Origin of the sequence: uncultured Psychroserpens sp. (assembly GCF_947501425.1) — a bacterium.
GTDB lineage: Bacteria > Bacteroidota > Bacteroidia > Flavobacteriales > Flavobacteriaceae > Psychroserpens.
In genome coordinates this window covers 147,892-163,177 of sequence record NZ_CANMVN010000003.1, presented here as the reverse complement: position 1 = coordinate 163,177, position 15,286 = coordinate 147,892, and the positions used below count along the sequence as shown (strand labels likewise).

General features: G+C 35.1%; 13 protein-coding genes. 6 read left to right on the top strand and 7 right to left on the bottom strand.

Translation table 11 applies throughout. The features are described from left to right. Window positions 1-11: 11 nt before the first annotated feature. On the top strand, window positions 12-191 hold the full coding sequence (locus Q0951_RS05655; protein WP_299335688.1) for a hypothetical protein: 180 nt from the start codon (window positions 12-14) through the stop codon (window positions 189-191). 71 nt (window positions 192-262) lie between these two features. On the opposite strand, the gene Q0951_RS05650 is transcribed toward Q0951_RS05655, so the two are convergent. From Q0951_RS05650 to Q0951_RS05630, 5 genes are all read right to left on the bottom strand, one after another. After that, window positions 263-2,746: an outer membrane beta-barrel family protein gene (locus tag Q0951_RS05650; RefSeq protein WP_299335294.1), complete on the bottom strand. Its 2,484-nt coding sequence runs from the start codon at window positions 2,744-2,746 to the stop codon at window positions 263-265. A gap of 146 nt (window positions 2,747-2,892) precedes the next feature. Beyond that, window positions 2,893-3,342: a hypothetical protein gene (locus Q0951_RS05645; protein ID WP_299335293.1), complete on the bottom strand. Its 450-nt coding sequence runs from the start codon at window positions 3,340-3,342 to the stop codon at window positions 2,893-2,895. Window position 3,343: 1 nt separating this feature from the next. Beyond that, window positions 3,344-3,685 carry an arsenate reductase (glutaredoxin) gene (arsC, locus tag Q0951_RS05640; RefSeq protein ID WP_299335292.1) on the bottom strand — a complete coding sequence of 114 codons (342 nt, stop codon included), beginning with the start codon at window positions 3,683-3,685 and terminating at the stop codon, window positions 3,344-3,346. A gap of 11 nt (window positions 3,686-3,696) precedes the next feature. Next, a protein-coding gene (prfB, locus tag Q0951_RS05635; protein WP_299335291.1) for a peptide chain release factor 2 occupies window positions 3,697-4,807 on the bottom strand; the annotation gives its coding sequence in 2 pieces (ribosomal slippage) (window positions 3,697-4,743 and window positions 4,745-4,807; 1,110 coding nt in all). Window positions 4,808-4,885: 78 nt separating this feature from the next. Further along, complete coding sequence (locus Q0951_RS05630) at window positions 4,886-5,308, bottom strand: GNAT family N-acetyltransferase (protein WP_299335290.1); 423 nt, start codon at window positions 5,306-5,308, stop codon at window positions 4,886-4,888. 363 nt (window positions 5,309-5,671) lie between these two features. Between Q0951_RS05630 and Q0951_RS05625 the strand changes: the two genes are divergently transcribed. Beyond that, on the top strand, window positions 5,672-8,080 hold the full coding sequence (locus Q0951_RS05625; RefSeq protein WP_299335289.1) for a zinc-dependent metalloprotease: 2,409 nt from the start codon (window positions 5,672-5,674) through the stop codon (window positions 8,078-8,080). 3 nt (window positions 8,081-8,083) lie between these two features. Beyond that, window positions 8,084-9,103, top strand: a complete 1,020-nt coding sequence (locus Q0951_RS05620) for a low specificity L-threonine aldolase (RefSeq protein ID WP_299335287.1) — start codon at window positions 8,084-8,086, stop codon at window positions 9,101-9,103. 21 nt (window positions 9,104-9,124) lie between these two features. Here Q0951_RS05620 and Q0951_RS05615 read toward each other — a convergent pair whose 3' ends face one another. After that, window positions 9,125-9,448 (bottom strand): YbaB/EbfC family nucleoid-associated protein, encoded by a 324-nt coding sequence (locus Q0951_RS05615; RefSeq protein WP_299335285.1) that lies wholly within the window; start codon window positions 9,446-9,448, stop codon window positions 9,125-9,127. Window positions 9,449-9,510: 62 nt separating this feature from the next. On the opposite strand from Q0951_RS05615, the gene Q0951_RS05610 reads away from it, so the two are divergent. The 3 genes from Q0951_RS05610 (at window position 9,511) to Q0951_RS05600 (ending at window position 14,101) form a co-directional block, all read left to right on the top strand. Then, window positions 9,511-11,571, top strand: coding sequence for a S9 family peptidase (locus tag Q0951_RS05610; RefSeq protein ID WP_299335283.1), 2,061 nt, complete (start codon window positions 9,511-9,513; stop codon window positions 11,569-11,571). 75 nt (window positions 11,572-11,646) lie between these two features. Then, window positions 11,647-12,684: a PLP-dependent cysteine synthase family protein gene (locus tag Q0951_RS05605; protein WP_299335281.1), complete on the top strand. Its 1,038-nt coding sequence runs from the start codon at window positions 11,647-11,649 to the stop codon at window positions 12,682-12,684. A 157-nt stretch (window positions 12,685-12,841) separates the two neighbouring features. Then, complete coding sequence (locus Q0951_RS05600) at window positions 12,842-14,101, top strand: aminotransferase class I/II-fold pyridoxal phosphate-dependent enzyme (RefSeq protein ID WP_299335278.1); 1,260 nt, start codon at window positions 12,842-12,844, stop codon at window positions 14,099-14,101. A gap of 59 nt (window positions 14,102-14,160) precedes the next feature. On the opposite strand, the gene Q0951_RS05595 is transcribed toward Q0951_RS05600, so the two are convergent. Continuing rightward, complete coding sequence (locus tag Q0951_RS05595; protein ID WP_299335275.1) at window positions 14,161-15,279, bottom strand: GTP cyclohydrolase; 1,119 nt, start codon at window positions 15,277-15,279, stop codon at window positions 14,161-14,163. Window positions 15,280-15,286 lie beyond the last annotated feature (7 nt).

Below are 15,286 nucleotides of genomic sequence, written 5' to 3'. Positions count from 1 at the left end.
AAAACCACATGATTTTTGAATTTGACCAATATTTAGGATTTTTAGCGTTTTTAACAATTTTAACCATCGGTTTTTGGTTAATGATCTTTCTTATCACTTTTGTGATCCCTTACTGGGTTGGAGGTGCATTTATAGAACGTATGAAAGAACGTAAAGAAGAAAAGAAAGCTGAGAGAGAAGCTGCTCTCTAAGCGTTTAGTATCATAAATAAAAAAAGGAAACCATATTGGTTTCCTTTTTTTTATGTTTTCATTTAAATATCTTAACCTTCAAAATCAAAATCATCGCCACCACCATTGCCGTTATCACGACCATTGCGCTCTCGTGTCTTCTGCTGATTAAACCTGTAGGTAAAAGCAAGGTTGATTGTTCTTACTCGCCATTGGAATTCACTATCAGACCTGAAATTAGGTGTGGTAGTTTCAGAAATACGCTTTCTTGAATTGAACACATCTCTAACATTTACCGCAATTGATGCTTTGTCTTTAAACAGATCTTTACTAAATGCTAAATCCATAGAAAAGATACCTTGTCTTTTATTTTGCGCATCTTCCTGCGGTCCACGATAGTTCATACGTGTTTGCCAGTCGATGTTACCTGGTAAGGTGTACTTATTATTGAGTCTGACAAACCAACTTAAGTTTTCGGCTCCAAAATCGGTATCCTCAAACACTCCTTCAGTGATGGATTGGAATAAATTAAAGTTTCCGTTGATATTCCATTTTTTAGTAGGTCTGTAAGTCAGTGTAAATTCAAAACCATAGCGATCATTAGTAGCTAAATTAACAGGTGTACGTCTTATAATTTGGATGAGATCGAAGTTTTCATTGAGCTCATCAAAGTTTGGGTCATCAATATTCACAATCTGATTGGTTTCAAAAATGAAGAAATCATCAGTTCCTTGATTGATAAAATTGAAATTATCTGTAGTGCGTTGGTAGTATAACGACGTATTTAACGATAACTTGCTACTAAATTTTCTGAAGTATCCTAGATCGAACGTATTAGAATAACTAGGATCTAAATCTGGATTTCCTTGAAACAGATTAGTAGCCGAACTACGAGATGGGAACGGATTGATAAATCGCGAACGTGGTCGTCTAATTCTTCGGTTGTAACCTAAAGTAATATTTTCATCATCACTGATCTCATATGCTAAATTCACTGTTGGAAATAAACCTACATAATTCTTTTTATCAAAATCGCCACTTGTAACCTGATCAATAGTAATACGTGATTCCTCCATTCTTAATCCTAGGAGGTAGCTGAATTTCGATTTAATTTTACTACCAAACTGAGTGTATATGGCATTAACATATTCTCTGTAGATAAGATTATTACTCAAATCAGTACTTAACTCAAATTCGCCTGAATCGTTATCTCTAAAAGAAATCTCATAATCGGTATCTAAAGTCAGAAAACGACCTTGGTAACCCACTTCAAACTGACTTACTTCACCTATAGGCAAGACATAGTCACTCTGTAAAAAGACACGCTCTTGATTTTCATCTGTCGCTACATCTTCAACCGGAATATCATCTTGTACAATTAATGATTCTTCAAGTTCGGCACTATCTTCATACTGAAAATTAAAGGTGAATCTATGATCACTATCTTCACCAAATTGCTTATCAAAATTAAGGGTATACTGAACGGTTTTATCGTCTTCAAACTCTGGATCAAAACGAACACGTCTAGAGGTTAAGTTGCCATCAGCATCAAATTCTCTAACAATATTATCGGTTTCCTGTTCATTGTCGCTATCACGTAATTGAACAGATGTGGTCAATGATGCCGAATCATTAATATACCATTCTACACCAAAGTTGGTGTTGAAACCTTTTCTGATACGATCAAAATCTCTGGTTTCCTCTAATCTATTGTTATCAGGAAAGAATTCAGTATCAGTGAACGCATTACCTGGTACATTTCGGTAGTTATAACTTGTGGTATTGAAAAAGTTGAAATCGCCTGTTCTATAGTTGATATTTCCAGAGACACCAGCTTGTGTTGGGTAACCAGCATTAACGGTTATAGCTCCATTTAGGCCTTGCAGTTTACTACGTCTAAGAATGATATTTAGGATACCTGCAGTACCTTCGGCGTCATAACGAGCAGAAGGCGCTGTAATGACTTCAACACGCTCTATAGCTTCAGCAGGTAGTTGTCTTAGGGCTTCTGTAGAATTTAATCCTACAAGTCCAGACGGTTTCCCATTGATTAAAATTCTTACATCATCATTTCCTCTTAGAGCAACATTTCCTTCGACATCTACAGACACAGATGGTACATTATCTAAGACATCACTTACAGTTCCGCCTCTAACGGTTAGATCTTTACCAACATTATAGATTTTTTTATCCAGTTTGATCTCAACAGTAGTACGCTCAGCAACCACTTCTACAGCATCTAAAGCTTCAAGGTTGAGTTCGAGAGAGACAGTGCCCAGATTTATACTTTTGTCAATAGTTCTGTCCTCATAGGTTTTGGTTTTATATGATAAATATTCGACCAAAACATTATAAGTACCAATAGGAACCTCAATCTTGAACATACCTTTGGTATCTGTAATACCTCCAGTAACAATCTTATTTTCTTTTTTACTGAAAAATGAGATGGTGGCATATTCTAAAGGAGCTTTATCTTCGGCATCTATAACAATTCCTGAGATAGTTACTTCATTTTGAGCGTAACTAAACAGTGAACATAGAAATAAAAGAACTAATAATAATGGTTTTAAATTCATTGGTGGTTTGTTAAAGGTTTTGTTGTTTAGATGTGCAAATTTAGAATTACTTGTGCCTGTGAATGGTTAATCTTTTGTTAAACAAAAAACGCCTCATAACATAAAGTGTTAAAAGGCGTTAAAGCTTGCTAAGACTATATTAAAGCTTAGCTTTTGTCCTTATTTTTTCTCTTTCGCTTTTTCTTCTTTTTCTTTTCAGCTTTCTGATCCCATTTGCCTTTGACAGCATCCATGATTTTATTCATGACATCTTCAGAGACCATTGCTCTTGTATCTTTAAAATGTCTTACATCTAGAGCTTCAATTTGCTCTTGGCGTTCAAAGCGCGTTAAGCCCATTTTATTGATCTTACGTAGTTCTTCAAAATACGAATCCATTTGTTGTGTGATGATCTCTTTCTGGAAATCATCAACTTTTAGTGTTCCAACAAAATCAGCTATGTATTTCTTTTTTTGTTCCTCGGCTCTTTCTTCGTAACGTTCCTGTTCCTTTTCAGGATTTATGGTACGTTGAGGTCGTTGTTGTGATCGTCGTTGTGCAAAGGCATTGCTTGCAAATAGGCTAAGTACAAATACGATAATGTAAATTCTTTTCATCTTAAATAATATCTAATATGGTTGCTGGAGGTCTACCAATTACTGCCTGTTTTCCATTAATAACTATTGGTCGTTCAATAAGTTTAGGATTACTTACCATAGCGTTAATGACTTGAGCATCTGATAAATCTTTCCCTTTGTAATCGGATTTCCAAATAGCTTCATTTTTTCGTACCAAATCTAAAGGTGAAATTCCTAAAAGCGATACTATATTTTTTAGTTCTGCTTCGGAAATTGGCTCGTCCAGATATTTTATCACTTCAAAATCTTTGCCAGAATTTTCTAGAAGGTCTAAACCTTCTCTGGATTTTCTACATCTTGGGTTGTGATATATTTTAATCATGTTTTAATATATTATAATTCGTTTGGGTTTTCTTCTTTTTGTCCCATCATCATAAGATAAGATTTTAGAAATGGTTCTAGGTCTCCATCCATAACTGCATCTACATTTCCTGTTTCGTGAGCTGTACGTACATCTTTTACAAGTTTATAAGGATGCATCACATAATTACGGATTTGACTTCCCCATTCAATTTTCATCTTTCCAGCCTCTATATCATCACGTTGTGCCATTTGCTTTTGTAGTTCTATTTCATAAAGCTGAGATTTTAACATCTGCATAGCACGCGCTCTGTTATCATGTTGTGAACGTGTCTCAGAACATGAGATTTGAATACCAGTTGGCTTATGAGTTAGCTGTACTTTGGTTTCTACCTTGTTGACGTTTTGTCCACCAGCACCACTAGACCTCGCTGTTGTGATATCAATATCTGCTGGATTGATATCTACTTCAATAGTGTCATCTACCAAAGGATATACATAAACGGAAGCAAAGCTAGTATGACGTTTAGCATTACTGTCAAATGGTGAAATACGTACCAAACGATGTACACCATTCTCGCCTTTAAGCCAACCAAAAGCATAATCACCTTCAATTTCTAAAGTTACGGTTTTTATTCCAGCAACATCACCTTCCTGAAAGTTGAGTTCTTTGACTTTAAATCCGCTTTTTTCAGCATACATCAAGTACATACGCATTAACATACTTGCCCAATCACAAGATTCGGTACCACCAGCACCAGCTGTAATTTGTAGGACAGCACTTAACGAATCACCTTCATCAGACAACATGTTTTTGAACTCTAGTTTTTCTATAAGAGCTAAGGCTTTGTTATATCTGTTTTCCACATCTTCTGCAGAGGCTTCCTCTTCTTTAAAAAAGTCGTAGATCACTTCGAGATCTTCAATTAAGGTTTTGGAGTTGTTAAAGTCTTGAACCCAGCTCTTTTTCTCTCGAAGGGATTTCATTACTAATTCAGCTTGCTTAGAGTCATTCCAAAAGTTGGGATCGAAGGTTTGTTCCTCTTCATTAGAGATTTCGATCAGTTTGGCATCTATGTCAAAGATAGTGCCTTAGTTTGTCAAGGCGTGTATTGAGATCTTTAATCTGATCTGATGTAATCATTGTGAATAATTTTCAGCGAAATTAACACTTAAATTCTTTAGATAAAATAAAAATTGAAGTTGTTTAATAGTTTCTTGATTATGACCAATTGAAATAGTTATGTTCCATTTCCGAAGTAATAGGAATAAAAGATACTTTTCTTCGGAAAAACAACCATTTTTCTTGTCTTATGATGTAAGGTTTAAATCCATTGCGATGAAATCCTTTAAGGCTAGGAATATTCTTTTCGTCTACAAATACAATAACTCTGTTAATAGATGTGTATTGGTGTTGCGTAAGAGTTTTATGTATAGCATTGGGCATGACACGAAGACCTCTATAATCTGGATGAGTAAATACACCTTCTATAAGCGCTTCATCTTTTTTAAGTTTTGGAAATAAATCTCCAAAGTAATTAGCTACTCTTTCGTTTTGATCATGTTTAAATATCCAATGCCTGTATATAGTGGTCTCATTTTTAGTAGTGGCCACATAACAGTTAGGAATGCTTTCTTGTACCAATCTTGTATGTCGTAAGCCTTCTTTTAAAGCATTGACATCTGAATCTTCAAAAGGCCTAATGGAGATGTCAATTTTTGATTCAGCATTTTTTAATGATGTTTTATAGACTTCCAGACCTAAAGAATTAATTTGGGAATATAGTCGCGTAGAGAAGCTGTCAAAGATAGGTTTAAAATCTCCTTTCTTAATATGTATAAATATGATGATTAATCTGTTTGATAGGGCTTTCAGAATAATTATTTTAAATCAGAAGCAAACTCATACCTGCAACTATTAGTTTCATGTATTAAGACACAATTAATTTCAATTTGTCACAATTATAATTTGACTAAATTATGTAGCTTTATAAACTAATTGACAATTATGAAACATTACATACTCTCAGTAGTTGCTTTTTTATGTGTAACTATCTCATTTGCACAGATGTTAGAAAAAAAAGAATTAAAGTCTTACAATGGCTTTTTTGATTTTCATTACGAAACATCTACAGATAAAATCTACCTTGAGGTAAAAGAATTAAATAAAGAATTTCTGTATGTCAACTCCTTAGCAACAGGTGTTGGGTCTAACGATATTGGTTTGGATCGAGGTCAGCTAGGACAAGAGCGCTTGGTAAAATTTGAGAAAGCAGGTAATAAACTATTGCTCATTCAGCCCAATCTGAAATACAGAGCTATTACTGATAACCAACTTGAGAAGAAGAGTATAGAGCAAGCCTTTGCAAAATCGGTGATATATGGATTCAAGATTTTAGAGAATAAGGATGGAAAATATATCATTGACCTCACGCCATTTTTGATGTTGGATGCTCATGGTGTGGCAAATCGATTGAAATCTGAAGGAGGTCATAAGATTGACCTTAGTAAAAGTGCCTTGTCATTAGAGCGAACCAAAGCCTTTCCAAAAAATGTGGAGTTTGAAGCTTTATTAACTTTTAAAGGACAAGCCAAAGGGCGAAATATTAGAAGTGTTACACCTACACCGTCGTTAGTAAGCGTTATCCAGCACCACAGTTTTATAGAATTACCGGATGATGATTATAAAATGCGCGAGTTTGATGTGCGTAGCGGAGCAATTTCTATGTCGTATTTGGACTATGCAACACCTATTCAGGAGCCGATTAAAAAGCGATACATCATTCGTCATCGTTTAGAAAAGAAAGATCCAAATGCTGCAGTTAGTGAGGCTAAAGAGCCAATTGTTTATTATTTAGACCCAGGAACACCAGAGCCAGTTCGTTCGGCTTTACTTGAAGGTGCGCGATGGTGGAACGAAGCTTATGAAACGATAGGATTCAAAGATGCCTTTCAGGTTAAAATGTTACCAGAAGATGCAGATCCAATGGATTGTAGATATAATGTTATTCAATGGGTACATCGATCTACTCGTGGCTGGAGTTACGGAGGAAGCGTTGTAGATCCTAGAACAGGAGAAATCATCAAAGGACATGTGAGTCTGGGGAGTTTACGTATACGTCAGGATTTTTTGATTGCTCAGGCTTTGATGAACAAACCTTTTGCTGAGCGCGATGATAATTACCAACCTATGTTAGAGATGGCTTTGGCAAGGATTAGACAGTTGAGTGCACATGAGGTTGGTCATACTATTGGTTTTGCTCACAATTTTGCTGCGAGTACCAAAGGAAGAGCCTCTGTAATGGATTATCCGCATCCTACAATTACCATGACAAACGGAGCTATCGATTTTAGTGATGCCTATGCTGTTGGTATTGGTGAGTGGGATAAAGTAACTGTGGCGTATAGTTATTCTGAATTTGATTCTGATACCAACGAAAAAGAAGCTCTCAATAAAATTCTTAAAGCAGCCGATTTCGCAGGATTGCGTTTTATTACCGATTCTGATGCTAGAGCCCAAGGAGGAGCACATGCCTTAGCACATTTGTGGGATAACGGACGAAGTGCTTCGGAAGAGTTAGAGAATGTTTTACAAGTGAGAGCTGAAGCCATTTCAAATTTTTCAAAGGATAATATTCGTAAAGGAGAACCGTATTCTGTTTTAGAAGACGTATTTGTACCCTTGTATTTTTTCCATCGTTATCAAACCGAGGCAGCTACTAAAGTTGTTGGAGGATTAGACTACAATTATGCTGTAAAAGGTGATGGACAAATGACTGTAAAACCTATTGATGCTAAAACTCAAAAGGCAACTTTAGATATGATCTTAAAAACTATATCTGTGGAAGCGTTGTCCATTCCGAAGGATAAACTAGCATTATTTCCACCAAGAGCTTATGGCTACAGTAGAGGTCGCGAGTCGTTTTCAGGAAAAACAGGAGTTGCTTTTGATCCTATGAGCGCAGCAGTTACAGCTAGCGATATGACTCTGAAATTCTTATTGCATCCGCAACGTGCTAACAGAATAATTCAGCAGAAAAGTTTAGATGATAAGCAACTTGGGCTTGATGAAATGTTAAAAGACCTGTTAGATCAATCCTTTGGAATGACTCATGGTGACCCTTATATGGATGAGATTCAACAACTCATCAATGAACGTGTATTGATGTATTTAATGAATTTAGCTGTAAATGACCAATCTGTCTTTCAGGTAAAAGCTTTGGCTAATAATGCAATCAATTCGTTGATACACGATTATTTATCTGATAAAAAGAAAGCATCACTTTATGCAACACAATACGGGTTGATAATCAAAGAATTTAAAGAACACCCAGAAAAATTTAAAATAAAAAACGCTCCAAAAATACCCGATGGTTCACCAATTGGAAGCGATTATTGTAATTATAACCAGAATTAAGACATGATTATAGATTTAAGAAGTGATACGGTTACTAAACCAACCAAAGGCATGTTAGAAGCCATGATGACTGCTCAGGTTGGTGATGATGTATATAAAGAAGATCCTTCAGTAAATGCTTTAGAACAACGTTTAGCAAAGCTATTTGGAAAAGATCAGGCTTTATTCTTTCCTACAGGAAGTATGGCTAATCAAACCGCTTTAAAATTACATACTAATCCAGGTGAGCAAGTGATCTGTGATAAGTATGCGCATATTTATAATTACGAAGGCGGAGGTGCTTCGTTTAACAGTGGTATTTCATGTAAGCTTATCGATGGACATCGCGGCATGTTTTCAGCTGAACAAGTAGAAGCTTCAATTAATCCACCCGACTTTTATCATAGCCCTTTAACATCTCTTGTGGAAGTTGAAAACACAACCAATAAAGGTGGAGGTGCTTGTTGGGATTTTGAAGAATTAAAGCGTATCAGGAAAGTATGTGATACCCATGGTTTAGGGTATCATCTCGATGGTGCTCGTTTGTGGAATGCACTAGTTAATACTAAGGAGACAGCTAAAGATTACGGACAACTATTTGATACTATATCTGTATGTTTGAGTAAAGGTTTGGGCTGCCCGATAGGTTCAGTTTTGATAGGAGATCATGACCTTATGCAAGGTGCTGTTCGTGTTAGAAAGATTTTGGGAGGTGGAATGCGCCAAGTGGGTTATCTGGCTGCAGCTGGACTTTATGCTCTCGATCATCATATGGATAGACTTTCAGTAGATCACAAGAAAGCTAAGGAGATAGGACATGTTTTAGAGAACTTGTCTATTATTAGAAAAGTTGAACCGATAGAGACCAATATCATTATTTTTGAATTAGAGCCTCACGTTGACGAAAGTGAGTTTCTGAAACAACTATCAGATCATGACATTCATATCATCGGAATGGGAAGTAATAAATTAAGAATGGTAACCCATTTGGATTATACTGATGACATGCATAATAAACTACTAGAAATATTAAATGATTTCTAGAGCTGACTTAGCATCATTTTTTTATTTGAACATATCCATACCAGGAATGTTTGGCATCCCTTCTTTAGCTACAGCAGCAACTTCAGTCTCATGAACTGTAGTAGCACGAGCTATGGCTTTATTTATAGTGAGAATCAAATAATCTTCTAACATGTCTTTGTCTTGAAGTAATTCCTCATCAATTTCAATTGACTTTATGGTTCTATTGGCTGTTATAGTCACTTTGAGTTTATCATCGTGGCTATTCATATCAATCAACACGCCATGTAAACGTTCTTTTGTTTCTTCAACTTTCTTTTGGGCTTCTTTAAGTTTGCCCATCATTCCCATCATATCTCCAAACATATTGTTAAGTATTAAATTATGAATAACAAAATTACTAAATTGCCAGATTATTAAAAAGAAAAATGAAGACGACTATTCAAGCTCCGCTTGCCAGAAAGATTCCAAAGACCTTAGAAATTCATAATGATACTCGAATAGATAATTACTTTTGGTTGAATCAACGCGAAGATCAGAATGTATTAGACTATCTCAAACAAGAAAATCAGTTTTATGAGCATGAGACAGCGCATACAAAAGCTTTTGAAAAAACTCTTTTCCAAGAGATGAAATCGAGAATTAAAGAAGATGATTCATCTGTGCCTTACAAATACAATGGATATTGGTATGTTGTACGCTATGAAAAGGGTAAAAACTATCCTATTTATACTAGGAAGAAAGAGTCCTTAGAAGCCGAAGAGGAATTGTTATTTGATTGTAATGAAATGGCTGAAGGTCATGGGTATTTTAGATTAGCAGGTTTAAGCGTGAGTCCAGACAATACAATGATAGCATTTGGTGTTGATGTGACGGGTAGACGTCAGTACACGCTTCAAATTAAAAGTTTAATAACCAATGAGGTTTTTTCAGATAGAATTGAGAATACTACAGGATCATCAACATGGGCAAACGATAACTCAACACTTTTCTACACAAAAAAGGATGAACAAACATTGCGCTCTAATCAGATATACAAACATAAAATAGGAGATACTGAAGCTCAAGATATGCTTATTTATACTGAGGAAGATGAGACTTTTGGTACCACTGTTTATAAAACGAAATCAAAAAAATATATCATTATTGCCTGTTACAGTACATTAACTAACGAGTTTTATATTCTGAATGCAGACACACCAGATGCTAATTTTAAAATATTTCAATCTAGAATTCGAGGATTAGAATATAGTTTAGCTCATTTTCAAGACCAATTTTACATATTGACCAATCGCGATGAAGCAACTAATTTTAAGTTGATGAAAACTCATGAACATCAAACTAGTATTAATCATTGGGTTGAGGTAATTGCACATCGTAACGACGTATTGTTGGAAGATATAGAGATTTTCAAAGATTATTTGGTCATAAGTGAGCGTTCAAAAGGTTTAAATCAACTTAGAATCACGCGATGGGATAAAACAGCCGATTATTATTTACCCTTTGATAATGAGACTTATACTGCAAATGTAAGCACCAATGTGGATTTTGACACAGATATATTGCGCTACAGTTATAATTCGCTGACAACTCCTTCATCTGTCATAGATTTTAATATGACCACAAGAACCAAGGAGGTCAAAAAAGAGCAAGAAGTTTTAGATCCTGATTTTGATAAAAATAATTACACCTCAGAACGTATTTGGGCAACAGCTCAGGATGGAACTAAAATACCAATGTCTTTAGTAAGACGAAAGGACACCAAGTTAGATGGTAATGCTCCATTGTTACAATATGCTTATGGAAGTTATGGCTCAACAATAGATCCATATTTTTCAACACTTAGACTATCTCTGTTAGATAGAGGGTTTATTTATGTGATTGCACATGTAAGAGGAAGTGAGTATTTAGGGCGAGAATGGTATGAACATGGGAAATTATTGAAAAAGAAAAATACTTTTACAGACTTTATTGATTGTTCAAAGCATTTGATTGCTCAAAAATATACATCTGCAGCTCATTTATATGCCATGGGAGGAAGTGCAGGAGGTTTATTAATGGGTGTAATTATCAATGAAGCACCTGAGTTATACAATGGTGTAATTGCAGCAGTGCCTTTTGTAGATGTAGTAACAACTATGCTAGACCATACAATCCCTTTAACCACTGGAGAATATGATGAATGGGGAAATCCAAATGATAAAGATTACTATGATTACATAAAGAGTTATTCGCCTTATGATAATATTAAACAACAAAGCTATCCAAACTTACTGGTAACCACAGCCTTACAGGATTCTCAGGTTCAGTATTGGGAACCCGCAAAATGGGTTTCTAAGCTAAGAACTTATAAACAGGATACTAACAAATTGTTTTTGGTAACAAACATGGAAGCTGGTCATGGCGGTGCTTCTGGGCGATTTGAAGCCATTAAAGAGGATGTCCAAGAATTTGCATTTTTGCTAGACTTAGAGGGAATTACTAGCTAATTCAAAAAAAAATCTTAATTTTGCGAGGTTTTATGTTTCAATTTTATTGAACTGTAGAACTGATAAATAGCATTTATGAAAAAAGACATACAAGTATTTGATAATGTTTTGCAGCTTATAGGTAAGACACCTCTTATCAAATTAAATAAAATGACCGAAGATTTTGATGGTGACTTCTTTGCGAAAGTAGAAGCTTTTAATCCTGGTCACTCGTCAAAAGATAGAATAGCACTTCACATCATAGAAGAAGCTGAACGTCAAGGTATCTTAACTCCAGGAGACACTATTATTGAAACTACATCAGGTAATACAGGTTTTAGTATTGCTATGGTTAGTATTATAAAAGGTTATGAGTGTATTCTGGCAGTAAGTTCAAAATCCTCTGCTGATAAAATCGATATGCTAAAGTCTATGGGAGCTCAGGTTTATGTGTGCCCAGCTAACGTTAGTGCAGATGATCCACGTTCTTACTACCAAGTAGCAAAGCGTTTACACAACGAAATCAAAGGCTCTATTTACATTAATCAGTATTTTAATAAGCTTAATCTTGATGCGCATTACCACACTACAGGTCCTGAAATTTGGGAACAAACAGAAGGGCAAATTACACATTTAATTGCTTGTAGTGGAACTGGAGGAACAATCTCTGGAATCTCAAAGTATCTTAAAGAGCAAAATCCAGATGTTCAAGTAATAGGTGTCGATGCTTACGGTTCAGTACTAAAAAAATATCATGAAACACGAGAGTTTGATGACAAAGAAATATACCCTTACCGAATTGAGGGATTAGGTAAAAACTTAATTCCTACCGCAACAGATTTTGACCTCATTGACAAGTTTGTCAAAGTTACTGACGAAGCAAGTGCCCATACAGCTCGCGAGATCTCAAGAACAGAGGGATTATTTGTAGGTTATACTAGTGGTGCAGCAATGCAAGCATTAAAACAGCTCAATGAAGAAGGAGAATTTAAAGTAGGAGATAAAGTTGTAGTAGTATTCCCTGATCATGGTTCGCGTTATATGAGTAAAGTGTACAGTGATAAATGGATGGAAGACCAAGGGTTCTTTGATAGTCAGACAGAAATTACTGAGAAAATTCAGTATATAAAATAAAAAACAACAATTCAGTTTATAAAACTCCTATTACGTCTCATCGTGATAGGTTTTTTATGTTTAAAGAGGATATAAACATTGGTTTATAAAAATATTATGCAGTCATAATATAATTACCTAATTTTGTCCCAACTAATAAGACTAAAAACTCGCTTTAATGAAGGATTTATTTGAGAAGATTTATAAGGATAAAGGACCATTAGGGAAATGGGCTTCTCAGGCTGAAGGATACTTTGTATTTCCAAAGCTGGAAGGACAGATTTCTAATCGAATGAAGTTTCAAGGGAAAGAAGTGATTACATGGAGTATCAATGACTATTTGGGATTGGCTAATCATCCTGAAGTTCGTAAAGTAGATGCTGAAGCTGCTGCTATGTACGGTTCTGCCTACCCAATGGGAGCACGAATGATGTCTGGTCATACTGATCTTCATGAAAAATTACAGAATGAACTTGCAGAATTTGTAAGCAAAGAAGCTGCTTACTTACTTAATTTTGGTTACCAAGGAATGGTGTCTACTGTAGATGCATTGGTATCTAAAGATGATATCATTGTTTATGATGTTGACGCTCATGCATGTATTATCGACGGTGTTCGCCTTCACATGGGAAAACGTTTTACTTATAAACACAATGATGTTGAAAGCTTAGAGAAGAATTTAGAGCGTGCTACTAAAATGGCTGAGCAAACTGGAGGTGGTATCTTGGTGATTTCTGAAGGTGTCTTCGGAATGCGAGGAGAGCAAGGACGTTTAAAAGAGATTGTAGCATTAAAGAAGAAGTATAATTTCAGATTATTTGTTGATGATGCTCATGGTTTTGGAACCTTAGGGAAAACTGGTGCAGGAGCAGGAGAAGAACAAGGTGTTCAGGATGATATTGATGTATATTTCGCTACGTTTGCTAAATCTATGGCTAGTACTGGAGCATTTATTGCTGCAGACCAAGAGATCATAGACTATTTAAAATATAATTTACGTTCTCAAATGTTTGCTAAATCGTTACAAATGCAACTCGTAGTAGGCGCATTAAAGCGTTTAGAAATGTTAAAGACTATGCCAGAATTAAAGAAAAATCTTTGGACTATAGTTGATGCGTTACAATCAGGATTGAAGGAGCGAGGATTTGATATTGGTAATACTCAAAGTTGTGTTACTCCAGTCTACCTTAAAGGAAGTATTCCTGAAGCTATGGCTTTAGTGCGTGATCTTCGTGAAAACTACGGGATTTTCTGTTCAATTGTGGTATACCCTGTAATTCCTAAAGGATTAATCTTATTACGAATGATACCAACTGCAACTCATACATTGAAAGATGTTGAAGAAACGTTGGATGCATTCGATGCTATTAGAGAACGCTTGCAAAACGGAACTTATAAGCGCTTGTCTGCTGCAGTTATGGCTGCAATGGGTGAGTAATTTTATATAATAAATATTACAAATAAAAAATCCGATTCAAACTGAATCGGATTTTTTATTTAGAGATCTTTACGAAATGTTTTACGTCTTTTGTACACTTCAGGATTGAAGTGTTTCCATATTTTATGAATGGCTTCGTTATCTTCTAATTCAGGAGTTCTAAAACAAGTTTGAATTCCTTTTTCAGTAAAGGTTTCATAGTATTCGTTAAAGATTACGGCATGGACACCTTTATTTTGATAAGTAGGATGAATACCAATTAAATAGAAAATAACATCCTTACTATCCTTTTTCGCTTTTAAAATGTGTCTAAATCCTAACGGAAATAATTTACCTTTCGCTTTCTGTAATGCTTTTGCAAATGCTGGCATGACAATAGCAAAACCAACAAGTTCATCGTCCTTATCAACCACAAATTTGATATATTCAGGGTTTACAAAACTGATAAATTTTTGCTTGAAGTATTCCTTCTGAATATCTGTAATGGCAACAAAAGACGATAAAGATGCATAACTTTCATTAAAAAGATCAAACATCTTATCTGCATAGGGCATAACCTCTGATGTTTTTGTAAACTTTAAGGCTCGTAAATTATACCGCCTTTTGATCAGTTCCTGAGCTTTCTTAAAAAATTCTGGTTTAACGTTTTCAAAGGGGAATTTACTTTCAGAGTAATGTTTTTCTATTTGGTATCCAAGATTTTCATAATGCTTCACATAATATGGATGATTATACCATGTAATCATTGGTGCGATACTATCAAATCCTTCAGTCATAACACCAACTTTGTCCAAATTAGAAAACCCAACTGGACCTTCAGTATAATCTAAATCATGTTCTTTACCAATTTGCTCTACTTCGGTAAGTAATGCTTTAGATACCTCCTGATCATCTATAAAGTCAAACCAGCCAAAACGCATTTTTTTCAGGTTTTGATCTTTGACTTCCAGCCAGTTAATAATGGCTGCAATTCGACCTACGATTTTATTGTTTTTGTAGGCTAAGAAAAAACGAGCTTCAGCATCCTTGAAAATTGGATTCTTATCTTTGTTAAAGGTTTCTAATTCTTGTTTAATTATTGGAGGAACCCAATATTTAGAGTCTTTATAGAGTTTAAAAGGAAATTTTACAAACTGCTTCAATTCCTTTTTTGAATGAATTTCTTTAACTGTAATCATATAGTCT

Excerpts from the sequence above, each read along its gene's own strand:
- Q0951_RS05620 (WP_299335287.1), top strand. The coding sequence starts at position 8,084 with ATGATTATAGATTTAAGAAGTGATACGGTTACTAAACCAACCAAAGGC.
- arsC (WP_299335292.1), bottom strand. The coding sequence starts at position 3,685 with ATGATTAAAATATATCACAACCCAAGATGTAGAAAATCCAGAGAAGGT.
- Q0951_RS05605 (WP_299335281.1), top strand. The coding sequence starts at position 11,647 with ATGAAAAAAGACATACAAGTATTTGATAATGTTTTGCAGCTTATAGGT.
- Q0951_RS05645 (WP_299335293.1), bottom strand. The coding sequence starts at position 3,342 with ATGAAAAGAATTTACATTATCGTATTTGTACTTAGCCTATTTGCAAGC.
- Q0951_RS05610 (WP_299335283.1), top strand. The coding sequence starts at position 9,511 with ATGAAGACGACTATTCAAGCTCCGCTTGCCAGAAAGATTCCAAAGACC.
- Q0951_RS05650 (WP_299335294.1), bottom strand. The coding sequence starts at position 2,746 with ATGAATTTAAAACCATTATTATTAGTTCTTTTATTTCTATGTTCACTG.
- Q0951_RS05595 (WP_299335275.1), bottom strand. The coding sequence starts at position 15,279 with ATGATTACAGTTAAAGAAATTCATTCAAAAAAGGAATTGAAGCAGTTT.
- Q0951_RS05615 (WP_299335285.1), bottom strand. The coding sequence starts at position 9,448 with ATGTTTGGAGATATGATGGGAATGATGGGCAAACTTAAAGAAGCCCAA.
- Q0951_RS05625 (WP_299335289.1), top strand. The coding sequence starts at position 5,672 with ATGAAACATTACATACTCTCAGTAGTTGCTTTTTTATGTGTAACTATC.
- Q0951_RS05600 (WP_299335278.1), top strand. The coding sequence starts at position 12,842 with ATGAAGGATTTATTTGAGAAGATTTATAAGGATAAAGGACCATTAGGG.